This is a genomic window from Thermoflexus hugenholtzii, assembly GCF_018771565.1.
Classification (GTDB): Bacteria; Chloroflexota; Anaerolineae; order Thermoflexales; family Thermoflexaceae; genus Thermoflexus; species Thermoflexus hugenholtzii_A.
Genome location: NZ_CP076326.1, coordinates 965,244 through 989,864 on the forward strand (window position 1 = coordinate 965,244; position 24,621 = coordinate 989,864).

A 24,621-nucleotide genomic window follows, 5' to 3' on the forward strand; every position below is an offset into this window, starting at 1 on the left:
GTCGATAAAATCAAAGGTCGGGCTCCCGGGTCGAGAGGGAGACTTTCATCGAGGAGGTCTGTCGATGAGCGGGTGCGTGTTCTGCGACATCGTGGCGCGCCGGCAGCCGGCGGAGATCGTCTATGAGGACGAGCGGACGATGGCCTTCTTGGACATCAACCCGGCCAACCCGGGCCACACCCTGGTCATCCCCAAGCGCCACGCGGCCACGATTTTCGATATCGATGAGGAGGACGCGGCGGCGGTGATGCGCACGGCCGTTCGGGTGGCCCGGGCGATCCGCCAGGCCTTCTCCCCGGACGGCCTGAACCTGGTTCAGAGCAACGGACGGGCGGGGGGCCAGGAGATCTTCCACCTTCACGTGCATGTGATCCCCCGCTGGGTGGGGGATGGGTTGCGGCTGGCCCGGCCGCCAGTGGTCCGCCGGGAACGTCCCCTCTCCGAGGTCGCCGCGGAGATCCGGCGGGCGCTGGCGCAAATGGGCGAACCAGGAGCCTGATCTTTCCCTGCAGCGGGCGAGAAGGCGATGAGGTTTCCGAGGGAGACCCTTGCTGGATCTCAAGGGGAAACGATGCGGGCCAACTCCAGGTTCAGCGGGGGAAGCGATCCCAGGGCGGGCCGGGGACGGGTTGGGACCCTGCACAGGCCCGCCCCCAGCCCCATTCCCCGGAACCCAGGCGCTTTGCGAGCGGATCGAAAGGCTGCCCTCGAATACTTTTTATGGCTTACGGTGTAACTTCCCCTTTCTCCAGTTTCTCTAACTGACGAAAATGTTGCTCACGCTCGATTTTGGCCCCCTGGATGATTTCGATGGCTTTATTGTGATCATAGCCGCCTAAAATCAGGAAGTAATACCCATGCCACCAGAAATCTGGCTCGCAAGTCGGAGATGATAGTCGTTCTAATATTTCTATTTTCTCTGATGGTTCCTCTGATGGCCAAAGATTTGGGTTCTCATGGGCACGCTGAGCCAGCTCCCGAAGCTGGGCATGGGGGAAGCAGCGAGGGGGGTCCAGTTCGGCCTGGGGAGGTGTAGGACCAGCGACCGGGCCTGCCCCCAGGCTGCCCAGACCCAGCGCCAGGGCCAGCAGGAGGCGTCCCCCAACCGCGCGCAGCCTGAACATGGCTTTCCTCCCTCATTGGGATTTCCTGAACTCATTGTCCTCAGCCGCTCCACGGTGCGCAGCCGTATTTTCCACAGGGGAGAGCCTGTGAATTTCCTCAGGGGGTTCCCTGGGGAAGACCCCGGCATCCGGATGCAGTGGGGCGTCCGGAGCGCGCGAATCCTTCACCCAGACCCATGCGCCTCCGGCGAATCGCCGGATGGGATCCGGAGCCATCCCCGGCGGATCGCCTCGCAAACCGCCGCGGCCTGGCTGTTCACCCCCAGCCGCTGGAAGATCTGGTTCAGGTGGTAGTCCACGGTCCGCGGGGAGATCCCCAGGCGTTCGGCAATGGCCCGGCGGGTAAGCCCTTCGGCCACCAGAGCCAGGACCTCCCGCTCCCGTTCGGTCAGCCCTTCCGATCCCCGGGATGATTGCTCCCGGGCGCGAGCGAGGATCTCCGGGCTGAAGGCGGTCAGGCCCCGCGCCACGCTTCGGACCGCTGTGACGATCGCTTCGAGGCCTTCGTGTTTGAGGAGGTAACCCTCCACGCCGAGGGCCAGCGCCTGGCGGACCAGGTCCGCCTCCTCGTAGGCGCTCAGCAGCAGGATGCGGATGGGCCAGCCGCGTTCCCGGATCTGCCGGGCGAGGGCGAGGCCGTCGCGACGGGGCAGGCGGATGTCGAGGATGGCCACATCGGGGCGGAGGGCCTCCAGCAGCGCCAAAGCCGTTTCTCCATCCCCTGCTTCCGCAACCACCTGCATCCCGGGCTGCTGCTCGAGCAACACCCGCAGGCCCAGACGCAGGGGCGGGTGATCATCCGCCACCAGGATGCGGATCGGCTCCATCTCCGATTGTCGCCCCCCGGATTCGTCCGCTCTAACTATAGCATATCCAAAGGGGGACGGCCAGGCGCCCTGGGACGGCGTGTGGGCTTCCACCCGCAACATCGGCGAGAAGCCCCGAGGGACCGCTTCCGGATTCGAAGTTCTGAGCATGGGGCCCTGGTCATCGTTCCAGGGTTCCCCTGAGGAAAAGCACAGGGGGGCCCCTGTGGAAACCACGGTTGTGGGCGAATCGGAAGACGAGTAGAATATAAGCGAAAAGGCTTGCTGTTGTTTATCACAGCTTATTTGATCAAAAATGAATAAATATCTGTTTATTCGTATTTTTTACTAGCAAACGGTTTGGTTTTTCTCGTTTTGACTTGGTTCTTTTTGTGCTGGTTTGTGAGTCTCACGGTTGGAAGGCTTCTGGCGCCGTGGGATCAATGGCTCCGTTTCGCTCCTCCACCTAACACCTGGGAGCGCCAATTGAATGATTTCTTTAGCCAAGATGTCGTCCAGATCATGATTGCCATGCTTATTGTTGTATTAAGCGGAATTTTGTTCTTGTTTGGGATCTTCCGTAATCCTCAAAATCGAATTCTGTTGCCTTTGGCTTTCGCGCTTACCAACCTTCTCTATCTCATACTTTCCTTTCTGATTATCATACTCACAAACTTGATCGATCTGCGGTTGATCCAATCTCAATCATCCGTAGATATCGGATATCATCGAATTTGGCCCGAAATTTTGCTTCAAGGAATCCTCCTCGGTTTACTTATTTGGATTCAATATAAAATATCGACCGGCTAAAATCAATTTTTGACCAAAATATTAAATCTTAATACCCGAAAAATCAGCTAATTCGATGGGAAAAGACCGATGGCTCGCATTCTGGAGGCCCCTGGGTGCATCCCGGTGATCCTGGTTCTGTTGGCCCATGGATGGGGTGCCCTCAGTTTGCTCGCTTTCGGATTACGGGCGGACGGATGGGTGCTCCATCCGGTCGCGGTGCTCTACATGGCGGGCATCGTGCTCTTTGGGGCAGCCTGGCTTTTCCGAGGACCCCCTGCGACGGAGCGGCCGCTTCGACTGGTTCTTCCCCCGATGCTGACCCTTTCCCTTCTCCACGCCTGGACGGCGACAGCGGATCTGGGCGGAGCCCGATACGCTCCGTATGATCCCTCAGAGCCCCGGGATCTCCTGATCCTCCTGCATGTCGGGATCGCCGCGCTCATCGCCGGGATGGCGGCCCTCTACCGCTGGCCGGAGCTGCTCCGGGCCGGCGTGCTGGCCCAGGGCATCGTGCTCCTGCTGGACCCCGGGCTCTGGGCCGCTTTGGTCCACGGAGGGTGGCCTGTGTGGTCCGCTTTCCCATCCCTCACCCTGCTCCCCGTGCTGTATGGGCTGGGAGCGGCGGCCCTCAGTGTTTCGTTCCCCCGGCGGGCCGGGATCGGGATCGGGGCGGGCCTGGCGTTCGGGCTGGTCAGCCTGGGATGGGCCGCTGGGCGGGGCGCCCTGGTGTTCCGTGAACCCTTTGAAGCCGCGTTATGGGGAGGCCTCGCCCTGGCCGGATGGGCCCTGATCGCTCCGATGCCGGCCCTCGCCGCCCTCGCGGTCCTCCCCAGGGATGCGGAAGAGCCCCCGCGCTTCCCCTGGGAGGCCTACGCGCTCTTCCTGTGGTTCCCGACCGCGATCGCGGCGGATCTTCTGACGCCCGGGGGCGATGGATTGCCGGCCGCCGGATCCGTCCAGCCGTGGGTGGATCCCGATCAGGTGGTCCCCGATGCATGGTGGCCGACGATCTACTGGGCTGGCGCGCTGCTCACGTGGATCCACCGGCTGGCTCCGTTGATCCTCCTTCCATCTTTCATCGAAGGATTTCGATGGATTCGAACCCGCCGGTGGCGGGCGCTGTGGCCGGTCTCCCCCGCCGGCGCGGCCGTCCTGGGCGGGGTGGCGTTGATCGGGACAGCGCTCTGGCCTCCGGCGATAGGGGATCCGGATGATCCGCTCCTGTTCTTCTCTCCTCTGTGGGTGCTGATGTGGATGCTGTTTGGGCTCCTCGGCTGGGTGCTGGCAGCGCGGGGCCTGGAACACGCCCACGGTCCCTGGTCCCGCTGGTTCTGGCGGAGCGCCTTCTTCCTCTTCGCCGGGTTGTGGCTGGGCCTGGTGGTCTGGATGATCGGAGCCTTATCCGGATGGGGACGAGGGTTAACCCCTGGCCCGAGCACGATCTTCGCCCACCGGACGGCCGGAGCGTTGCTGCTCCTATATGGGGTGGCCGGAGCCGCCGGTCTGACGGCAGGGTTTCGAGCCGTGTGGGAGTGGATCCTCCAGGAGTCCCCCGGGCGAGGGAAGGCGTTCCTTCGAGCCGGCATCGCGCCGGCTCTCCCCCTCCTCCTGCTGGGGGCCTTCGTCGGGTGGATGACCACCCTGCCGGTCCTTCGAACCGTCCCCCCGGCTGGGGCGCGCGAAGTGCCTCCGGATATCGTCATCGTGGTGGAGCTCGGCCCTCCGCGGGGCGGGCGGATCCGGGAGCTCCTCTTCGGATCCGGAGGCGGAGGTGGGATCTCCGTTCGATATGCGGATACCGGGGAAACGATCCCGGGCATCACGCGCTGGCAGGACATGGAGCTCTCTTTCGATCCGGAGTTTCCTCTGCGCCCTCAGGCCCCGGTGGAGGTGCGGATCTTCCGATGGGGTGAGCGCCCTTATCGGTTCCGCTTCACCACGGGAGGTTCGGGGTCTTCGCCTGTTCCTTCCTTGCATGACCCGCTGGCTTTCCCCCGCTGATCCGTCTCTTCCCGAAGCAGCTCGGAAGGCGGGGCCTTTTTCCCGCTCACTGCGATGGGAGGAGCTTCGACGCGGCCGCTGCGTCCACCAGCCACAGCACGCGGCCCTGCCCCGGGCGGACCCCCTGCGCAGGCCAGCGGAGGGGATCGAAAGGTCCCTCCCACACGGCCCGCAGGATCTCCGCTTTGCGCGCCCCGGTCACCAGGAAGACCACCCGACGCGCCTGGTTCAGGATCGGCAGCGTCAGGGTCACCCGCGGTGGATCCGCTTCTGGCACGGCGGCCACCCAGCGCCTCGGCTCCGTCACCGCCGGATGAGAGGGGAACAGGGAGGCCGTGTGGCCGTCCTCCCCCAGGCCCAGGAAAACCAGATCGAAGCGCGGGGGCGCTTCCCTGAAGAACGATCGCAAAAGCGCCTCATAGCGGACGGCGGCCGTCTCCGGGTCCCCCTCGCACGGGATCGGATGGACCTGATGGGCGGGGATGGGGACGTGGCGCAGGAGGGCCTCGTGGGCCATCCGGGCGTTGCGGCGCGGATCCTCGAAGGGGACGCATCGTTCGTCGCCCCAGAAGACGTGCACGGCCTCCCAGGGGACCGCATCGCGGCATTCCGGGCAGGCCAGCCGTTCGTAAGTCCGGCGTGGGGTCTGCCCGCCGGAGAGGGCGACGACGAACCGTCCGGTGTTTCGAACAGCCCGTTGCGCGGCGCGGACGAAGAGGGCCGCCGCCGCCTCGCTGAGCGCTTCTGCATCGGCGAAGATGCGGATCATTTCGATGTCGCTCCATCGGCCTCCAGGATGGTGGGGAGATCCCAGGATCGACCGTCGCGGGCGATGAGGGCCTCCGCGGCCGAGGGGCCCCACGTGCCGGCTGGATAGTTCGGGAAGTCCGCGGGGGGCTGGGCGGACCAGGCCTCCAGGATGGGCTGGATCACCTCCCAGGCCGCCTCCACCCAGGCGGCGTCCAGGGATTGGGTGGTGTCCCCCCGGATGAGATCCAGGAGCAGGGTCTCGTAGGCCTCGGGCGGGCGGCTCCCGAACATCTCCTCGTAGAGAAAGTGCATGTCCACCGGCTGGAGGCGCATCACCGGCCCCGGGATCTTGGCCTGGAAGCGGAAGAGGACGCCCTCCGCCGGTTGCAGGCGCAGGATCAGGCGGTTGGGCTGCCAGGAGCGGACGGCGGACTCCGGGAACGCTCGGTGGGGAACCGGCCGGAAGGTGATGGAGACCTCCGAAGCCCGGACCGGGAGGCGCTTGCCGGTGCGCAGGTAGAAGGGCACTCCCTGCCAGCGCCAGTTGTCGATGAAGAGCTTCAGGGCCGCGTAGGTTTCGGTGTTCGATTGGGGATCCACGCCGGGCTCCTCCCGATAGGCCGGGATCTCCTCCCCGGCCAGGCGGCCCCGTCCATACTGGCCGCGCACCGCGTAGAGGTGGACCTGATCCGGAGGGATGGGGCGGATGGCCCGCAGCACCTCGAGCTTCTTGTGATGGATCTCCTCCGGCGTGAGGGAGACGGGGGGCTCCATGGCGATCAGGCAAAGGATCTGCAGCAGGTGGCTCTGGACCATGTCGCGGAGGGCGCCGGTCTGGTCGTAGTAGCCGCCCCGGTGTTCGACCCCCACCGTCTCGGCGACGGTGATCTGCACGTGGTCGATATACTGGCGGTTCCACACCGGCTCGAAGAAGGCGTTGGCGAAGCGCAGGGCCAGGATGTTCTGGACCGTGTCCTTGCCCAGGTAGTGGTCCAGGCGGTAGATCTGGCTTTCCGTCAGAAACTGGCGCAGGCGCGCGTTGAGCCGGCGGGCGGAAGGCAGGTCGTGGCCGAAGGGCTTCTCGATCACCACGCGGTGGCGCGAGGGGTCCTTCACCAGGCCGGCCGCGCTCAGGTGGTCCACGATGGTCTCCGTGACGCCCGGAGGAACCGCCAGATAGAAGATATGATGGGTCACCTCCAGGTCCGCGCCATCCATGGTCTGGAGCCGCTGGCTCAGGGCCGCATAGAGGGCGGGGTCATCGTAGTCGCCCTGCAGATAGAAGAGGCGTTCTGCGAAGCTCATCCAGGTGGATTCATCCGGGCGATGGCGGGCAAAGCGCTGGACGCCGTCCAGAAGACGGGCGCGGAAGGACGCGTCGTCCATCGCGCTCCGCGCGATGCCGAGGATCGCCCAGCGCGCCGGCAGCCAGCCGTCGCCGTAGAGATCGAAGAGGGCGGGGGCCAGCTTGCGCCAGACCAGGTCGCCGCTGGCGCCGAAGAGAACGAGGGCGATGGGCGGGTAAGAGACGGGTGGTTTCATCCTGAGCCGCCGGGTTCAGGTTTCGCAAGACATGATACCAGCGAGTCAGGCGCATGGCGCTGCGGCCAAGCAGCCTTTTTCACTGAAGGGGATCGTGGACGCAGGCCATATGCCCTGAATGGGCTTGAAGAATGGGGCTCCCCCTCGGCTTCCTGGTCCAGGCGTTCCCGCGGAGCATTTCTTCAGGTTTCCCCTTCGCATCGCCTGGCGCCCAACGGGTTTGCGGCGCTCTGGGAGAGCAGGCCCCTGGTGGTTTCCACAGGCTGGCCCCTGAGGAAAGACACAAGGGGGAACCTGTGGAAAATACGGTTGTGAAACCGAAGCGCGAAGGCTAAGATGAGGGTGACTTCCACAATCTCTAGATGGGAGGAATCCGATGAAGGCCCGCGACGCTATAAAGGGGGTTTTGGGGTTGATTCTACTAGGGATCTGGGTCACCGATCCAACAGGTCCGTTTGCTCAGGCGGACAGCCCTCTGCCTCCTTCACCTGCTCCGGTTGCGGAGGATCCTGGTGGTGGAGGTGGATGGCTGTGGGCTCAGATGATCGAGAAAGCGGATGGAAGCATAAACAAAACTTATCCAAGTTATTATTATCAAGGACAATATTATTGCGATAATGACGCTGATATTGATTATACGTTAGTATATAACATGAATTATGGGCAAAATCCCGATAGCTTGAGGTATTATTCAACAGATCGATTTATCATATGGTTTGGACCATCAGCTCTTAAGGGGTATTCGTATACTTGGGACAAGGTTCATGTTTGTGTTGGAACATTGATTGATTTATCTCCACTTTCTTCTTTGATGAATGCAGTCTACCTTCACCAATAAGGAGGAGTTTTACATGCATATTCTTTTATTCGGTATATTCTGGTGGTTATGGGGTGGTATTGTTTGGAATATTATATTTATTTTGCGGCTTGATCGATCATTGTTTGGAATAATCTACTGGGCTGGCATAGGTGGGGTGTGGACTTTGCTTAAAAGACGACGTCGGTTTCGCTATCCTCTTTGGTGGGGATGGTTTTTGGGTATTGGAGCCGGGATAAGTAGCGGGGCACTCTGGATGAGATGGGAGCGGCTCTTGCAGGATACTCTTAATGTTGAATTATTGGCATTATTGGAATTTGTATTGTTTGGATTGATGCTGGGCATTTTTCAAGGACCTCTCTTTTCTTCAAAAATCCTTTCTTGGAAAACAATAGCATGGGCTGCAGCTACCGCGTTGAGCTGGACTATCGGTGGCCTTATTCTGTGGATGATCGCTTCTCAGATTGGATATCTGTGTCCGGGATTTGATTGTTTCTCAGAATTTCACGAATCTATTCGTAAGATCTTATGGTGGATAATTGTGGCAGTGACATTCATTGTAACAAGCAGTGTAATATCTTTGATTCAGGATATGATGATGCAGCGTTGGTCTGGATAGGGAAGCCATGTGTGAAAACTCCGTGCCTTCACACGAGTACCCGGATCTTCCTTTAAATTGTCATTAATCAAAAGGAGTTACGCAGTTGAGACCCGACTGGGTCATTTCCACTGCCATATATGGGGTATTTTGGCTGATCACTCTCCATATGTTAGAATTCCTTCCTGTCAACTGCGTAAGTCTTAATAGTTTTTCAGAGGGTCGCTTGTTCGCAGAAAGGGCAAAGCAAGGTCTCAAGCAGGCTGAAGGATCCGCTCCTCTTCACGGCCCGGTGGTGAGCAGGGCCTCGAACTCGGCGGCCGCATCCCGCAGGCGTCCTTTCCCCTGCAGGCTGAAATCGGCCCACTGGGGATCCCAGTCCAGAAACCAGCAGAAGGCCTCCACCTGGGGCTCCCCCGCGACCACAGACCATGCCGCCGTCAACCATCCCCGCGGGTAGTTGTGCGCCGGGGGAACGCCTTCATCCGGTGTGTAGGTGTTGGACGATGTGATGTAAACAGGCCGCCCGCGGGTCGAGGGATATGCGTTGATGATCTCCAGCCAGTCATACAGCGCCCGGAATCCGACCCGCGCCCCCATGGCGTCCCGAAGGTCCAGACGCGGCTCCTCTGCCTCCGGATAGCCCGCGGCGCGGGCCGCCTCCGGCCGTCCCGGCACGTGGAGCGCGAAACCGTCCGGGCCAGGGTTCCACTGCCCCATCGCCGCCCTCGCCCGTGCGGCCTCATCGATGAAGGCCACCAGGGTGTTGAAATAGTTCAGCCAGGGGACGTCCACCCGGCTCCGCCGCTCGCCATCCTGATCCCGAACATAGGGCCGCACTGGCCCCACCAGGAGGCGCGCCCGGGGATTTGCCGCCCGGAGGACCGCGGCCGCGTTGTCGATGCGGGTGGGCGATTCGCCGTAGCCGTTGAAGACCCGAGCATACCAGGCCGGGGAGATCGGGCGATCCGGGCTCAGGCGGTTGCTCAGGGCCTCGTTGGGGCCGCTCCCCAGAAAATAGGCGTAGACCCCTTGAAGCCGTTCGTCCCGGCCCAGGCGCTCCAGATAGCGCAGATAGCGCGCCAGCCCTTCCAGATCCCCGGGAGGGGGAAGGGTTTGTCCCCGGTCGTAATCCACTCGCACCAGGACCCGCAGGCCGTGTCGCTGATCCCGCGCCACCCGGGCGGCCAGGGCATCAATCCCCCAATCGGGATCTTCCGCCCGCTGCGCATAGGTCAGCTCCACCGCCCACCCGGCGCGCCCTTTCCAGTCCCGCTCGGGATGGGGGAAGACCAGTCCCAGTTTGGTGGGCAGGGGAGGAGATGCCGGGGTGGGCTCCAGATCGCCCAGCGCCAGGCGCCCCCGCAGTCGGCATCCTTCGTGGCAGTCTCGATAAAAGGCGAGCTCCACCGCTTCCGCCGGCATCCGGAACCGCCAGCGCCAGCGCCAGATCCCGGATGCCGGCATCGCTTCGATCTGCTCCAGGGCCGCCGGCTCGCCGTTCACGGTGAGCAGGATGTAACCCCACGGGATGCGATCGATCACCTCCACCCGGACCACATCGTCGGGGCGCGGGGAGGGAGGGTAAACGGAGAAGCGAGGCCAGGGCGCGTCGGAGGCCGGGCCCAGGCGGAGGATCACCTGGCCGGAAGGGGCCACGATCCCCAGGGCCAGCAGCAGGCCGAGCAGGAGCACGGCTCCTCCCAGGCGGCGAAGAGAAGGCGCCCACTTCGTTCTCAGACCGCTTTCGTTGCGGGCAGGACGAAGCGAACGCATGTCCCGGTCTCTCCTTCCGTCCGGCTCTCGATCTCCAGATGGGCCTGGTGATGGCGCAGGATCTCGGCCACGATGGCCAGTCCCAGCCCGGCCCCTGTCGCCTCCGGGGCCTCCCCGCGATAGAACGGCTCGGTGATGTAGGGAAGATGCTCCGGGGGGATCCCGGGACCGGTGTCGATCACCTCGCACTGCACCCCTTCGGGGACGGGTCGGAGGATCACCGCGATGCGATCTCCGGGGCGGCTGTAGCGGATGGCGTTATCCAGCAGATTCAGGAAAACCTGCTTCAAGCGATCCGCATCCCCCCAGACTTCGGGCAACTCTTCTTCAATCTCCAGGCTCAGAGATTGCTGGCGGGCCTGGGCCTCGGGGAGCTTCTCCGCCACGGCCGCTTCGGCCACCGCGGCGATGGAGAGGGGGCGGAGAGCCAGGGGTTCCCCGCTGCTCAGCTGACCCAGGTCCAGGACGGCGTGGACCATCCGGATCATCCGGCGGGTCTCTTCCTCGAGGATGCGAAGGGACTGGGATCGGATTTCCGGAGCGACGGCTGGGAGCTGGAGGACCTGCAGGTGGGTGAGCAGGGTGGCCAGAGGCGTGCGGAGCTCATGGGCCAGCCCGGCCAGGAGCCGCCGCATCGACTGAAATCCGGAATAGGCCCCCCGGTCTTCTATTACAAACAGCCACGCGCCGGACGGTTCCGGCACCACCCACCAGCGCAGAGCGCGCTCCCCGGCCAGGGAGACCAGGCGGGATCGGCCGACTCCCGTGGCCCGCGCGGCTTGAAGGTCCTCCTCCAGCAAAGCGCGCCAGCCGGCTTCGGGGAGCCTCCCCTGGGGGGCGTTCAGCCCCAGGATCTGCCGGGCGGCCGGGTTGGCCTCCGTGTAGCGGAGATCCGGGCTCAATCGGAGGACGCCCAGAGGGGCAGGATCCAGGGGAAAGCGAAATCCGGAGCGGCGGGCGTGCCATCGGCCGAGGAAGAAGACTGCGGCAGTATAGAGGGCCAGGAACACAACCACCCAGCGGAGCTCGACGGCCCACATCGCTCCTCCAGATCCCCTCCGGCTTCTCCTTCAAGGCCATCCCGTCAGGATCGCCGGCAGCGGGTTCATGGCCAGCCGGAGCGGGGCGATGGCGTAGGTCTTAAACAGCGTCGCCAGGATCGGCAGCGTGCTGGAAGCCTCGAAGTCCCCCCGCAGGGCAGCCGCGATCGGGGCCAGCCGCCAGGTCCACGGCACCGTCAGGCTGTAAAAGATCATCGTCAGGACCGCCCCCACGAAGACCAGCCACCAGATGACCCCCAGCACGCCTCCCAGGATGGGATCCAGAAACCCCAGGAAGAGGATCCGCGTCGCCCGGTAGGAGATGAAGCTTACGATCTCCAGGAGGATGTAGGGGATCAGGAAGAGGACAATGTAAAAGAAAATGGCGGTCTCGACGGTGACCACTCCCACGGCGCGCGCGAAGGCGCCCACCAGCGCTGCCTGAAGGCTCACGGCGAACAGAAGCGAGAAGTAGACGAAAGCCAGGCTGAGGGCCTGCTTGATCAGCCCTCTATGCCCTCCCATGTAACCGCTGGCCAGCGCGCCCAGCACCAGCACCACATCGAACACCATGGGCCGCCTCCTTTCAAAAGCGGGACACGCTCCCTTCGGGTTTCGTATCCTGCGGATCCGCAATGTCGAAAGATCGCCTCTATTATAGAAGGAGATGACGTCGAAGGAGATCCGCCACGAGGAGGATGGTCATGGGCCGGCGGGCGCTTGGGTGGCTTTCCCTCATCCTGATCCTGAGCCTGATAGGCTGGGGCAGCGTTCGGTTGGCGTTGTTCTCCTGGAACAGCGTGGTGGCGTATCGAAGCCCCTACCTCGCGGCGGACCTTCCCGCGCCGCCCTCCACGCCACCCCTGACCGAACGGGTGGTCCTGGTGGTCATCGATGGCCTGCGCCAGGACACGGCGGCCGCGGCCATGCCGACCCTGAACCGGCTGGCCGCGCGGGGGGCTCGCTACATCGTCCGGACCGGCGAGCCCTCCCTCTCGTATCCGGGGTGGACGGTCATCGGCAGCGGGGCCTGGCAGGGACTCAGCGGGGTCACCACGAACTGGTTCCAGGGCCCGGTCCCGGTGGACTCCATCTTCCGGGAGGCTCACGGGGCGGGCCTTCGGGTGGTGGGGGCCGGCACGGGTGGATGGAAGGAGCTCTTCGGCCCCTGGTTCGATCGCCTGGAGGTGCCCGATGTGCCCCTGGATCGCCCCGAGGAGGTCGATCGCCTGGATGAAGCGCTCCTGGCCCGCGGGCTGGACCTGCTGCGGGACCCGCAAGCCCGTCTGGTCCTCATCTACTTCGCCGGACCGGACGAATACGGCCACGCCTTCGGGGGCGCTTCCCCCGCCTACCGGGAGATGGTCCGGCGGACGGATGAGCGGCTGGCCCGGGTGGCGGCGGCGATGGACCTGAGCCGCGAGACCCTGATCGTGACCACCGATCACGGCCATATCGACACGGGCGGCCACGGCGGCTGGGAGCCCATCGTCAAAGAGGTGCCCCTGGTGATGGTCGGGAAAGGGATCCAGGCGGGCGTGGAAGGGCAGGGGACCCAGGCGGACATCGCGCCCACGGTGGCGGCCCTGCTGGGCGTTCCGATCCCGACGCATGCGATGGGGCGTCCGCTGCTGGAAGCGCTGGAAGGGCCTTCAGAAGCCCTGGACGCCATCGCTCGGGCCTCCGCGGGACAGCGGGCCGCCCTGATCCATCGGGTGGAGGCGGTCCTGGGACGGCCGCCGACCTCCTTCCCGGAGGTGGTCGCGGCGGCGGATCTCCGCGCTTTCGATGAGGCGGCGGCCCGGGCGCTGGCTCAGGCGTATGGGGAGCAGTTGGCGCGAGATCGCCTGAGGCGGGCTCCCGTGGCCCTCCTCGGCCTGGCGCTGATCGCCATCGGGGCGGTCCTTCTGTTCCGACCGCCCCATCGCGCCGGGATCCTAACAGGGGCGCTGCTCTTCCTGGGGATCGTGTGGGGGCTCTACTTCGGGCGCGGATACCGATGGTCCCTCTCGGTGTTCAACACCGAGGCCCAGATCGAGGCCTTCTTCATGGCCCGGGTGCTGGATGCCCTGCTGGGCCTGATGGCGGTGGCGTTGCTTCTTGGGATCTGGAAAGGACGTCGCTGGGGGGAGGCCTGGGAAGGGATCCTGCGGGCGTATGGGGGGATCGCCCTGCTCTTCGCCTTCCAGGTGTTGCTCTTCTACTGGGCGTATGGGGTTTCCTTCCCCTGGGGCCTTCCGGACCTGGGGTGGGGGTTCAAGTATTACCTGGATCTGCTGACCCTGAGCGCCTTCTATCTGAGCCTGCCCGGCCTCCCGGATCCGGCGGGCGTGCCGATGGCCCTGGTGGGCCCGGCCCTGGGGGCCAGCATCGGCCGCGCGGGGCGCTGGCTCCGGGAGGCCCTGGTCCATCGGGGGCCGCGCGAGCAGGCCCCTTGAGAGCGTCTCTGAGGGAACCGCATCGCTCGCCTGGGGTGGCCCCTCCGCCACCCCGGGTTTTTTGTCATTTAGATTTAGACTCCGCCTCGTCTTTTGGTCAGATAGACCTTACGAATGTCAGAATTTCTGATATTGACACTGATTGGAAATCGGATTAAAGTTAGAACTAAATTAGACCCAGCGATCGGCCTTCCGAAACGGGAAAGGAGGGTGCCATGGGACGTCTATGGCGGCGATGGGTGGGGATCCTGCTGGTTCTCGGGATCCTGGGGATGGCTTCGGTTTCCTCCTCCCGGGCGATGGCTTCCGGAGGGCGGGAAGCCTTCCCGGGGAATTTCGTCGCCGTTCTCTCCGGGGGCGAGGAGGTCCCGCCGGTGCCGACCCGGGCGCGAGGCGTGGCCCTGTTTGAGGTCGCGCCGGATGGATCGGCGATCCACTACAAGCTGATCGTCGCCAACATCCACAACGTGTTCATGGCCCACATCCACCTGGGCGCGCGCGGGGTGAACGGTCCAATCGTGGTTTTCCTGTTCGGCCCTGTGTCGCCGGGCGGGGGCCGTTTCGACGGCGTGCTGGCGGAGGGGACGATCACCGCAGCTCACCTGACGGGTCCGCTGGCCGGGAAATCCCTTCATGACTTGCTCGAGGCGATGGCCAGCGGCAACGCCTATGTGAACGTGCATACGGACGATGGCGTAGCGCCGAAGAACACAGGGCCTGGGGATATGGCCACCGGAGAGATCCGGGGGCAGATCGATCATCGGGTCTTTCCAGCGTTCCGTCCTTAGTCGCCTCGCTCCGGTGGGCCAACCGGATCGCTGGGATCTTTCCTCATCGATCCTGCGTGGAAGCACCTCCCCTGAGAGGAACCTCAACGGTGGGGCGGACCTTGGGGATCCGCCCCACCGGCGACTCCCAGGCGCTGCAGCGCTTCGGTTTTCGTGAATCCCGCATGAAGTCGCGTCAGTAAGGTTAAAATAAATTAACCATTTTTGACCGTTTTCGAACCCATGAGTTGCGAGATCGAGATATAATTGGGCTGCGAAGGGCGCGATGGCAGGATCCCCGAATCCTGTGATAAGGAGGGACCCATGGTCCTCCGTCGCTGGATGGGTGCGGGCCTGATGGCCCTGCTGCTGGCCCTGAGTTTCAGCCCCCGCTCGAGCGCTGCGCCCGTTGTGCCCCCTCGGAAAGGACCGCCGCTTTTGAGCCCTCTCTTCTTGAGGAGGTGAGCGATGCCCCTTTATGCCATTCTCACGCGGCTCTCGCCGGAAGCCCTCGCCCGCCCGGGGGCGATCCAGGAGCTGGGGGCGAAGGTGAGCGAGGCCCTCCAGGCTCAGGTCCCGGAGGCCCGATGGGTGGCCAGCTACGCCGTCCTCGGGCCGTGCGATTACCTGGACATCATCGAGGCGCCCAACGAGGAGGTGGCGGCCCGGGCCAGCGCGGTGATCCGCACCCTGGGCCACGCCACCACCGAGACCTGGGTGCTGATCCCCTGGGAGCGCTTCAAGGCCATCGCCCCATAAGAGGCAGGGAAGCGTCGCGGCGGAGCCCGCCGCGAAGGACCGTTCGACTTCAGTCCATGCCTGCCGTTCCCAAACCCTGTGGGAGGAGGTTCCCATGCGGTTCCGGATCCTGTTGATCCTAACGCTGATCCTGGGGATGGTGGGGCTGCTCCGCGCGGCCCCCGTTGCGGCTGTGCAATACGGCCAGCCGGATGGATACGGTCACCCCTACGTGGGCCTCGTGGTCTTCTATGATGAACACAAGGTTCCCCTCTGGCGCTGCACCGGGGCCCTGGTCTCGCCCACGGTGCTGCTGACGGCCGGCCATTGCACCGGCTCCGACCCCGAGCTCGGCTTCGCCCCCTCCTACGCCCAGGTCTGGTTCGATCCGGGGCCGATCGCACGGGACCCTGCCTGGAAGCCTGGGATGTCCTGTGAGGGGGGCTCTTTCACCGGCTATCCATGCGCCGGCGGCTTCTGGGGGACCCCCCATGCCCACCCGGGGTGGACCGGTTATCTGACCATCCCGAACACCCATGACATCGGGGTGGTGACGTTCGATGAGTCCCTCCCGGCGGAGGCGACGCGGGGACAATACGGCCACATCGCTCCCCAGGGCTACCTGGACGGCCTGGCCACCCGGCGGGGGCTGCAGGATGTGCAGTTCACCGTGGTGGGCTACGGCCTGCAGCTGGTGAAGCCGGTGTACCTCGGGGAGCGCACCCGCTATGTGGGGACGGTGAGCCTGGTCAACCTCCGCAGCGCCCTCACCGATGGCTACAACCTCCACTACTCCAACAGCCCGGGGAAGGGCGTGGGGCCGGGCGGCACCTGCTTCGGCGACTCCGGCGGGCCGGTGCTCCACCGCGCGGAGGATGGGAAGGAGGTGATCGTCGGGGTCAACTCCTTCGTCCTCAACGCCAACTGCAAGGGCGCCGCCTTCGCTTATCGGACGGATATCCGGGATTCCCTTGAGTTTCTGGCAGGGTTCTGGGACACACCGTGAGGGCGATCCCCTTGCGGGTCCTTGGGGTGGCGGCCGCGCGGCCGCCACCCCGTCCTCTCCTCCGATAAGGGGGTTGAGATGTTCACCCATTCCGCACGCTGGATGCGCAGGGCGATGGCGCTGGCGGCGGTGGCGATGATCCTGGTCGGGGCGGTCCCGACAGGGCCGGCCGCCCCGACCCCGCCGACCAAGCCCACGGTGGATCGCATCATCATCTTCGCCGCGGACGGGATGCGCCCGGACCTGATGGAGCGCTACGCCCGGGAAGGGTTGATGCCCACCTTCGCTGAGCTCCTGCACCGGGGCGCGGTGGGGGAGAACGGCCTGATCCAGGCCTTCCCGCCCAACACCGGCGTGGGCTGGTATACCCTGGCCACGGGCACCGGGCCCGGCGAGCACGGCTCCACCAACAACACCTTCCATCGCACCGGAGATGTGTTCACCGGCAGGACCTCCTTCGCGACCTTCGGCATCCTCCAGGCGGACACCTTGCTCCAGGCGGCGGAGCGGGCCGGCAAGAAGGTGGCCTCCGTGGAGTGGGTGGGCGCCCGCAACCTGAACCCACCTCTCCAGGGGCCGGTGGTGGATTTCCGCACCTTTTTCTCCATGCGGGGGGTCCTGGTGAACTATGATCTCCCCGGGCAGCCCGCCGGGGCCCAGGCCTTCGGTCTGGCTTATGAGCGGGTGGACCTCCGGCCGGCGGCGGGCTGGACGAACCTTCCCCCATCCTTCAGCCCGCCGATGGAGGCGGTGCTGGTGATCACCTCCACGGCGACCGCGGTGAACCCCCACCGGACGTATTACGTGCTGATCTACGACAGCACGGATGACGGACGAACCGATTACGATCGAGTGATCCTGGACACCGACAAGGATGCGAGCGTGGTGGCCGCGAACCTCCGGCAGGGGGAGTGGGCGGATATCAAGGTCTCCCTCACCGGCTCCCGCGCAGGCCAGACCGCCGGCTTCTACGTCAAGGTGATCGATCTGACGCCGGACCTCTCCCGCTTCCGCCTTTACTTCACCTCGGTGACCCGGATCAACGCTTCCTTCAACGCCCGGGGCGCGGAGGGCTCCCAGGCCTTCGAGGAGACCCTCGCGCGGGACTTCCCGACGGCCACGGCGGCGGATTTCGCACCGCTGGAGGCCGGGCTGGTGGATGAGGAGACTTATGTGGAGCAGGGACTGTTCTGGGAGGACGCCCACCATCGCATCCTGGAATACATCCTCACCGTCGCCCAGCCGGACACGGAGGTCCTCTTCCTGGGCTATCCCGTCACCGATGAGTTCTCCCACCAGTTCATGGCCCTGGTGACCCCCACGGCGCCCGACGGGACGCCGAACCCGGTCTACGACGATGCGGACCGGGATGGGATGCCCGATGGCCGGGTGGCGGTCCGGGAAGGCTTCATCCGCCGGGCCTATCAGGGGGCTGACGCCACCCTGGGGCTGGCCCGTCGCCGGATGCCCGGTGCCGCCGTCTTCGCCTCCTCCGACCACGGCTTCGCCCCCCAGTGGAAAGCGGTCAACGCCCGCCGCGTGCTGTATGAGGCCAGCGTGAAGGGCGTCTCCCTGCACGCCAGCGGCGCCACGGCCACCGGCAACTGCGGCGCGGCGACCACAGACCTGGCCAAGGCCTGCTGGGCCGGCGGGACGGTGCAGATCTACGTGAACCCCTCGTTGCCGTCCGGGATCACCTATGAGGATGTTCGTAACGCGGCCATCGAGGCCTTCGCCAACCTCCGGGATCCAGACCACCCCTCGGCGAAGGTGGTGGATCGCATCTTCAAGAAAGAGGAGCTCCGGAACCTCCCCGGCGGGGACTCCCTGCATCCGAACCGCAGCGGGGATGTGGTGGTGGTGCTCTTCCCGCCTTACCAGTTCGATGCCCCCACGCCGGGCGTGAAGATCGCCGACGCCCCCTTCTTCGGGCAGCACGGCTACATGCCGGACCTGGTGGATCTGGAGCATAACATCAATATGCGTGCTGTCTTCCTCGCTGCCGGTCCGGGCATCCGCCCCATGCGGATCTCCGGCGTGCGGGCCATCGACTTCGCGCCCACCATCGCCTTCTATCTGGGGATCCCTGGGCCGCGCAACGCCAGCGGGCGCATCCTTTATGAGCTCTTCGAGGGGCGGGGCCGCACCCATCACGATGTGAAATGGAAGGAGATCACCATCCTGACCGTCAACGACTTCCACGGCAACCTGTTGCCGCGGAGCGAGCGGGCGGACACGGTGGGGCCTTCCTTCTCCATCGGAGGCGCGGCCTTCCTGAAGGCGTGGTTCGACCGGTTCCGGGCGGAGGCGCGCGGGGAGACCCTCATCCTGGCCGCGGGGGACTCGGTGGGGGCCACCCCGCCCATCTCCAACTTCTTCGGGGACCGGCCGACGATTGAGATCTGGAACATGGTGGGGCTCCATGCGGATGTTCTGGGGAACCATGAGTTCGACCGTGGGGCCACCTATCTGCGCACGGTCCTGATCCCGCTGGCCCGGTATCCGTATCTCTCCGCGAACGTGGTGGATCAGAGCACGTTGCGCACCCCGTCGGAGTGGAAGCCGTCCTGGGTCTTCGAGGTCGATGGGGTGCCCATCGGCGTGATCGGCTTCACCACCCCGGATACCCCTCAGCTGGTCTTCCCCGGCCGGATGGAGAACTTCATCGTCACCGATCCCCTGCCGGCCATTCAGCGGGAGGCGGACCAGCTGCGCGCCCGTGGGGTCCGGGTGATCGTCGGGGTCGGGCATCTGGGCGCGATGGGCCCCCTGGATGCGCCGACCGGGCCGCTGATCGACCTGGCGGATCAGGTGCGGGGGTTCGACCTGCTGATCGGCGGCCACACCCACGCGCTCGTGAACACCATGCGGCCCAACGGGGTCCTGGTCGTCGAGAGCCTGGAATACGGGCGCCGCTTCACCCGGGTCCGGCTGGTGGTGGACGCGGACACGCGGCGTGTGGTCTACAAGACCGCTGATTATCACCTCCCGTGGAACATCGGCATGGCCCCCGATCCGGCCATCCAGGCCCGTCTGGATGAATTACAGGCGGAGCTCGCTCCTATCCTCAACCAGGTCGTCGGCCGCTCGAAGGTCGCCATCCCGCGGGCGGACGCCTGTGGCAACCCGCTGGGCCGCACCTGTGAGTCGAAGATCGGGAACCTGGTGACGGACGCCATGCGGTTCACGTATGGGGTGGATTTCGCCATCACCAACTCCGGGGGCCTGCGGGCGGATCTCACCCGGGCGGGCGATGTGGATGCGGCGACCGGGTTCTTCAACATCCGGCGGGGCTACATCCTGGAGGTGTTGCCCTTCGGCAACGTGGTGGTGACCCTTCAGGTCAACGGGGCGGAGCTCAAAGCCATCCTGGAGAACGGCGTCTCCCGCATGCCCGCCGCGGACGGCCGGTTCCCTCAGGTCTCGGGCCTGTGCTTCACCTATGACATCGGCGCGCCGGCCGGCAGCCGGGTGGTGGGCGCCGTGCGCCAGGCGGCGGATGGCTCCTGCACCGGCCCCGCTGTGGACTTCTCCGCCGCGGCGACCTACACCATTGCCATGAACGACTTCATGGCCTCGGGCGGGGATGGCTATCCGGTGCTGATCGGCCGGGCCTACACCCGTGAGCTGATGGACCAGGTCCTGGAGGCTTACGTTCAGGCCACCAGCCCGGTGGCCCCGGCCATCCAGGGCCGCATCGTCTGCACCGGGGCCGGCTGCCCAACCGTGACGCCGTAGCGGATGCAAACAAGCTGGGGGGGAGTCTACAGGCTCCCCCCCAGCCCATTGACGAGGTCTGGATTAAGGAGCCTCCCGCGTCCGAACCCAGGCCGTGCGGAGGATCCAGGCCAGGACGCCGAGCCCCAGGAGGAGGGTGATCAGGAAGAGGGCCACGCTCCCCCACTCCCCCCGCACGGGAACCTGCCCCAAATCCACCCACCGGCCGATCTCCGTAGCCTGGACAACCTGCCGAGCGATGGCGTTGCTCAGGAGCACGCCGAGCTGCGCAAGGACCAGGGCCCCTGCTGTCCCACGACCCGGACGGACCCCATAGAGCCCGGCGAGCAGGGTCGCAAGGGGCATGCTGAAGGCCGCCGCCCGCTGCAATGCCGCCGGCAGCCGATCCGCCACCGTCGGCGCGTAAAGGCTCCCGGCCAGGCCGAAGAGCCCCAGGCCGATGATATACAACAAGGGAACCAGCGGCCGGACCTGGGCCGCGAGCTCTGGATCCCGACGTCCGAACCCGGCGAGCCCGGCCAGGAAGGCCGCCACCGTGCCGAAGGCCATCCCCGCCATCAGCCCCAGCCGGAGGAGCGCCTCCCGATCCAGGGCGAGGGCAAATCCATGGACGGCGCCCCCCGTCGCCGTGGCGCGGAAGATCCCCATCCATCCTTCGGGCCGGGCGGTCAGCGTCATGGCTGCGGCGAACTGGGCGCCAATCCACGTCAGCAGGAGGGCAGCGATCAGGCTGGCGAGCACCCGCCAGCGCCCGAAGGCCGCCAGGTAAACCGCGGTGTAAGCGATGAGGAGCAGCGGGATGATCAGGAACCAGAACCAGGCCTGCAGGATGGTGGCCGGGTAGAAGAACTGAGGATAGAGGGTCTGCAGGAAGAGCAACGGGACGATCCCGGCGTTGATCCCGAAGGCCATGGCGAAGGGCATGGCGGCGATCAGGCGCTCCGCGACATAGGGGCGGAACCGCCAGAGGGCCACCGCGACCGGCAACCCGGCGAGCCAGAGCTGCATGAAGGCCATGTGCAGGAAAAAGCCGAAGACCTTGAGGGCGAACAGGTAAACCGCCGGGATCGGCATCCCCAGGGGATCAGGCTTCGGGATGGGGGGCATCACGGCCCTCCTTTCTGCAACGCGACAAGATAAGCGATCAGGGCCTCCCGCTCCGCTTCGTTCCCCAGCCACGGCGGCATGGCCGGGTTGGTCCGATGCAGATGCCGGACGGCATCGGCGATGATCTCCGGGGTCCAGGGCTGGATCAGAGGGCGCATCCCGTTGTAGCCATCCAGGGCGTGACACGCGGCGCAATGATAGTTGTAAAGGGCCTCCCCGACCTGAACCTTCTGGGGCTCCGGAAGGCGGGCCGGATCCCGCAGGGCCTCCTCCGGCAACCCCAGGTTCTCCTGCAGATACTGTTGCAGCCAGGGGGAATGGGCGATGAGGCCATCCCGTTGCAACGTGGGGACCTCTGCGACGCGGACGCCCGGGGAGAAAATATAGCCCTCAATGCGATACGGTTTGCGCGCTCCTTCCCGGAGGAACTCCCCGCTGGTGATGGCCACCGCCCCGATGAGGAGCATCAGCAGCGCCTCCGGCGGGTTGATCCAGCGGCCGCCCCGCAGGTGGCCCAGGCCGAAGGCGGCCAGGGCGATCAGCGTGGCTCCGAAATTCAAAGCGGTCATGATCAGCAGCAGCGGCGCCCGGACCATGTTCAGCCGCGCGTGATCCGGCAGCACGGCGAAGTAGCCGAGCCCGCCGATCAGGATGAGCGCCATGCCCGCCATGGCCCAGCGGGAGAAGCGGGGGATCATCTCCTCCCGCAAGGGCTCCGGGGCCCGAAGGGAGAGGTGCACCCCAATCCACAAGGCGGCGATGGCCAGCGACCCACCGGTCCGGATCAGCACCTGGGGCAGGAACGACGGGTTGAAGAAGGCCGTGAAGAAATCCCGCTCCGGGGTCCAGCGGCCCGTCGTGAGCATGAAGGAGGTGATCCCGGTGATGAGCACCAGGCTGAGCCAGGCCGATGCGGCGTAGATCCAGCCCATCGCCATATGCTCCCGGGGCCGCAGCCGATCCCAGAGGTAATAAAAGGCGAAGGCGGAGACGATCTCCAGGACGAAGACCACCCATTCGGTCGCCCAGACGAAGACGAAGACGTGGATGAGGGCGCTGGTGCTCTCCGGCGCGGTGAGCCCGATGGTCCACCAGATGCCCACCCCGGTGACGGCCCCGAAGACAATCGTGAGCAGCACGAAGAAGCGGGCGAGATCCCGCAGGTAAGCCAGGACGTCCGCCCGACGATGCCGGTAGGCCCACGTCACGCCGTCCGCCAGGAGGAAGCCGCCCCCGACGGCGAACTGCGCAACGATCACATGGGGGATCGCCACCAGGGGGATCAGCATGGGGGCCGTGAGGAAGGGAACCACCCAGACCGGATATTCCATCGGGAATCCGCCTCCGTGGCCATGGGATCCGCCGTCCCGCCCGATCCCTGGCGCGTTGCGATGGCCCCCCTGCCGGTTTCCACCGGTGAATTCCTCTTAAAGCATATCGCGAGATTGGGCGCGCGACCACCGAACGACTACTGAGCCGAAGCGCTCATAGAGGGTGCATCGCTCCGGGATCATCCGCCCAGCTGCACGCGCTTCTGCATCTGGAACATGGAGAGGATCTCTTTCACCGTGGTCGCGTCCTCCGGGCCTTTGTCCTCCCGGATCCACCCCACCACCCGTGGGAAGCGCAGGGCATAGCCGGGCTCCTCATCGGCCCGGCCACAGGTGTGGACCGGCGAGCGGGTGATCTCGTCCGCCAGCACCGTCAGCACATAGCGGGGCTCCACCCATACGTCGGGCTCCAGCAGCGAATCCACGCGGGCCGGCCGGTGCTCCACGCGGATGGCATCCAGCATCTCCCGGAGCCGCACCCATTCCTCCTCGGTGAGGCCGCTGCCGATCTTGGCCACCGTCTTGAAGGTGTCCGAATCGGGATCGTAAACCGCGCCCAGCAGGGCCCCGATGCCGAGCTTCGCCCGCATCCCCCGACCCCGGAAGTAACCCACCACCACGACGTCGATGGTGTCCGTCAGCTCGCCTTTGTAGGAGCGCTTGAGCTTGATCCAGTGGAACCCGCGGGCCCCCGCCTGATAGGGGGCGTCCAGGCGCTTGGCCACGATCCCCTCCATGCCCCGGGCGATGGCCTCGTCGAAAAACCGCTGGATCGCCCGCGGGTCGTCCGTGACGATGCGATCCACCAGGCGGATGCGGCCGTCGGGACGGATCCGCCGGGAGAGGGCCTCGAAGCGCGCGGCGTAGGGCTCCGGGGTGTAATCGTGGCCGTCGGCGTAGAGGAGATCGAAGGCGAACAGGACCAGCGGGTATTCCCGCATCATCTCCTCCACGCCGTGCTTGCGCTTGCGCTGGACCGTCACCTGGAAAGGATAGATCTCGCCGGTCTCCTCGTTGACGGCCACCGCCTCGCCCTCCAGGATGGCCTCCCGGGCGTCGATCTGCTGGCGGACCGCTTCGATGAGCTCGGGGAACATGGGGGTGGTGCGCTCCAGGTTTCGGGAGAAGATCTCCACCCGATCCCCGTCCTTGTGGATCTGACAGCGGAACCCATCCAGCTTCACCTCGACGGCGCACCGGCCCAGCTTCTGGACGATCTCCTCGGCGCTGGGGAGCCGCTCGGCCAGGGCAGGGCGGATCGGATGCCCGACGCGGATGCGGAAGGCGCGGATCCCCTCGATGCCCTGCTCGAAGAGGGTGCGGGCCACCAGGCCGAGGTCGGAGCACAGGTTATACGCCCGCTCCAGCTCCGGGCGCAGGCTGCGATCGCCGGCTATCGCCTTCGACAGGGCGTCCAGGATGGTGGGGTCGCCCACGCCCAGGCGCAGGCGCCCCAGGACGAAGCGGGCGATGTAGCGGGCCTCTTTGGGGGAGGAGGCCTGGAGGAGCTCCGCCAGCATCCCCACCTTGCGCTCCACGCTGCCCTCCCCGGTGGTCTCGGCGATGCGCAGGAGGGCCTCGTAGACCTCCGAGACGCGCAGGCCGGCGGAGCGGGCTTTCCGCTGTCGGAGCAGCTCCTCCACCACCAGCCCCGGATCCCCGCGCTCCTTGTTCAGCCGGCTGACCTGATCCTCCGTTGTCCCGGTGGCCCGGGCGATCGCCCGCAGGATCAGCTTCTCCGCCATGCCGATCTCGATCCCGCGGAAGGGCGGCAGCAGCTGCTCCTGGCAGAAGTAGACCACCTTGTCGATCTCCTCCCGATCGCACGCCCGGAAGAGCTCGCTGAGGATATCGAACATCTCCAGGCGCTTGGTCGTGGCCTCCAACCGCTCGAAATACTCTACCAGCTCCGCGAACCGCATCGGCCGGTCTCCTGATGCTTGAGAATGGGACTCGCACTCTCATGATAATCCAAACGGGCAAGCGGGCGCTCCGCTGCGAGTCGTTGTCCTACAGCGCGCCATGGGGTTCAAGCAGGGCGACTGCCCGCCATCATCCTGGATGACGCAAGGGTTGCAGTGAAAGCCGCTTCGGTAACCCGGAACCCCTGGTTCTCGATGACGCAAAGGGTCGCGACTGAAGCCGCTCCTACAAAAAGATGGGTTCTGTAGGAGGGGCTTTAGCCCCGAACTCTCTGCCCTCGATGACGCAAGGGTTGCGGTGAAGGCTGCTCCGGCAACCCCGAGCTCC

At 65.4% G+C, this 24,621-nt stretch carries 19 protein-coding genes; 9 read left to right on the forward strand and 10 right to left on the reverse strand.

What is annotated here, in order from left to right:
• The first annotated feature begins 64 nt into the window (after positions 1–64).
• Positions 65–499 (forward strand): HIT family protein, encoded by a 435-nt coding sequence (locus KNN16_RS04420; protein WP_303899243.1) that lies wholly within the window; start codon positions 65–67, stop codon positions 497–499.
• A gap of 226 nt (positions 500–725) precedes the next feature.
• On the opposite strand, the gene KNN16_RS04425 is transcribed toward KNN16_RS04420, so the two are convergent.
• Both KNN16_RS04425 and KNN16_RS04430 read right to left on the reverse strand, forming a co-directional pair.
• The gene (locus KNN16_RS04425) at positions 726–1,124 is read right to left on the reverse strand and encodes a hypothetical protein (RefSeq protein WP_303899245.1); all 399 of its coding nucleotides are present in this window, start codon (positions 1,122–1,124) and stop codon (positions 726–728) included.
• Positions 1,125–1,288: 164 nt separating this feature from the next.
• Positions 1,289–1,951, reverse strand: coding sequence for a response regulator transcription factor (locus tag KNN16_RS04430; protein ID WP_303899247.1), 663 nt, complete (start codon positions 1,949–1,951; stop codon positions 1,289–1,291).
• An 858-nt stretch (positions 1,952–2,809) separates the two neighbouring features.
• On the opposite strand from KNN16_RS04430, the gene KNN16_RS04435 reads away from it, so the two are divergent.
• Complete coding sequence (locus tag KNN16_RS04435) at positions 2,810–4,723, forward strand: hypothetical protein (RefSeq protein WP_303899250.1); 1,914 nt, start codon at positions 2,810–2,812, stop codon at positions 4,721–4,723.
• A 46-nt stretch (positions 4,724–4,769) separates the two neighbouring features.
• On the opposite strand, the gene pgl is transcribed toward KNN16_RS04435, so the two are convergent.
• Together pgl and zwf are read right to left on the reverse strand one after the other, a co-directional pair.
• A complete protein-coding gene (gene pgl / locus KNN16_RS04440) occupies positions 4,770–5,492 on the reverse strand; it encodes a 6-phosphogluconolactonase (protein ID WP_303899252.1) in 723 nt (240 codons plus the stop codon).
• Positions 5,489–7,015 carry a glucose-6-phosphate dehydrogenase gene (gene zwf / locus KNN16_RS04445; RefSeq protein WP_303899254.1) on the reverse strand — a complete coding sequence of 509 codons (1,527 nt, stop codon included), beginning with the start codon at positions 7,013–7,015 and terminating at the stop codon, positions 5,489–5,491. Before zwf ends, pgl begins: the two co-directional genes overlap by 4 nt.
• Before the next feature lie 376 nt (positions 7,016–7,391).
• Here zwf and KNN16_RS04450 point away from each other — a divergent pair, with 376 nt between their 5' ends.
• Together KNN16_RS04450 and KNN16_RS04455 are read left to right on the forward strand one after the other, a co-directional pair.
• Complete coding sequence (locus KNN16_RS04450) at positions 7,392–7,853, forward strand: hypothetical protein (protein ID WP_303899256.1); 462 nt, start codon at positions 7,392–7,394, stop codon at positions 7,851–7,853.
• Positions 7,854–7,866: 13 nt separating this feature from the next.
• Positions 7,867–8,451, forward strand: a complete 585-nt coding sequence (locus KNN16_RS04455; protein ID WP_303899258.1) for a hypothetical protein — start codon at positions 7,867–7,869, stop codon at positions 8,449–8,451.
• Positions 8,452–8,712: 261 nt separating this feature from the next.
• Here the strand turns inward: KNN16_RS04455 and KNN16_RS04460 are convergent, their stop codons facing one another.
• The 3 genes from KNN16_RS04460 to KNN16_RS04470 are packed head-to-tail and all read right to left on the reverse strand — an operon-like array spanning position 8,713 to position 11,819.
• Complete coding sequence (locus KNN16_RS04460) at positions 8,713–10,206, reverse strand: hypothetical protein (protein WP_303899261.1); 1,494 nt, start codon at positions 10,204–10,206, stop codon at positions 8,713–8,715.
• Positions 10,167–11,246 (reverse strand): cell wall metabolism sensor histidine kinase WalK, encoded by a 1,080-nt coding sequence (locus tag KNN16_RS04465; RefSeq protein ID WP_303899264.1) that lies wholly within the window; start codon positions 11,244–11,246, stop codon positions 10,167–10,169. Before KNN16_RS04465 ends, KNN16_RS04460 begins: the two co-directional genes overlap by 40 nt.
• Positions 11,247–11,276: 30 nt before the next feature.
• Complete coding sequence (locus KNN16_RS04470; protein ID WP_303899266.1) at positions 11,277–11,819, reverse strand: CvpA family protein; 543 nt, start codon at positions 11,817–11,819, stop codon at positions 11,277–11,279.
• Between the two features lie 131 nt (positions 11,820–11,950).
• Here KNN16_RS04470 and KNN16_RS04475 point away from each other — a divergent pair, with 131 nt between their 5' ends.
• From KNN16_RS04475 to KNN16_RS04495, 5 genes are all read left to right on the forward strand, one after another.
• Positions 11,951–13,684 carry an alkaline phosphatase family protein gene (locus KNN16_RS04475; protein WP_303899269.1) on the forward strand — a complete coding sequence of 578 codons (1,734 nt, stop codon included), beginning with the start codon at positions 11,951–11,953 and terminating at the stop codon, positions 13,682–13,684.
• Between the two features lie 215 nt (positions 13,685–13,899).
• Positions 13,900–14,472, forward strand: coding sequence for a CHRD domain-containing protein (locus KNN16_RS04480; RefSeq protein ID WP_303899272.1), 573 nt, complete (start codon positions 13,900–13,902; stop codon positions 14,470–14,472).
• A gap of 447 nt (positions 14,473–14,919) precedes the next feature.
• Positions 14,920–15,210, forward strand: coding sequence for a GYD domain-containing protein (locus KNN16_RS04485; protein WP_303899276.1), 291 nt, complete (start codon positions 14,920–14,922; stop codon positions 15,208–15,210).
• Positions 15,211–15,304: 94 nt separating this feature from the next.
• Complete coding sequence (locus tag KNN16_RS04490) at positions 15,305–16,195, forward strand: serine protease (protein ID WP_303899279.1); 891 nt, start codon at positions 15,305–15,307, stop codon at positions 16,193–16,195.
• Positions 16,196–16,273: 78 nt separating this feature from the next.
• Positions 16,274–19,933, forward strand: a complete 3,660-nt coding sequence (locus KNN16_RS04495; protein WP_303899280.1) for a 5'-nucleotidase C-terminal domain-containing protein — start codon at positions 16,274–16,276, stop codon at positions 19,931–19,933.
• Positions 19,934–19,996: 63 nt separating this feature from the next.
• On the opposite strand, the gene KNN16_RS04500 is transcribed toward KNN16_RS04495, so the two are convergent.
• From KNN16_RS04500 to KNN16_RS04510, 3 genes are all read right to left on the reverse strand, one after another.
• Positions 19,997–21,040, reverse strand: coding sequence for a hypothetical protein (locus tag KNN16_RS04500; RefSeq protein ID WP_303899283.1), 1,044 nt, complete (start codon positions 21,038–21,040; stop codon positions 19,997–19,999).
• Complete coding sequence (locus KNN16_RS04505) at positions 21,040–22,371, reverse strand: cytochrome ubiquinol oxidase subunit I (RefSeq protein WP_303899285.1); 1,332 nt, start codon at positions 22,369–22,371, stop codon at positions 21,040–21,042. The genes KNN16_RS04500 and KNN16_RS04505 overlap by 1 nt, the downstream gene beginning before the upstream one ends.
• A 179-nt stretch (positions 22,372–22,550) precedes the next feature.
• A complete protein-coding gene (locus KNN16_RS04510) occupies positions 22,551–24,293 on the reverse strand; it encodes an ATP-dependent DNA ligase (RefSeq protein WP_303899287.1) in 1,743 nt (580 codons plus the stop codon).
• Between the last annotated feature and the right edge of the window lie 328 nt (positions 24,294–24,621).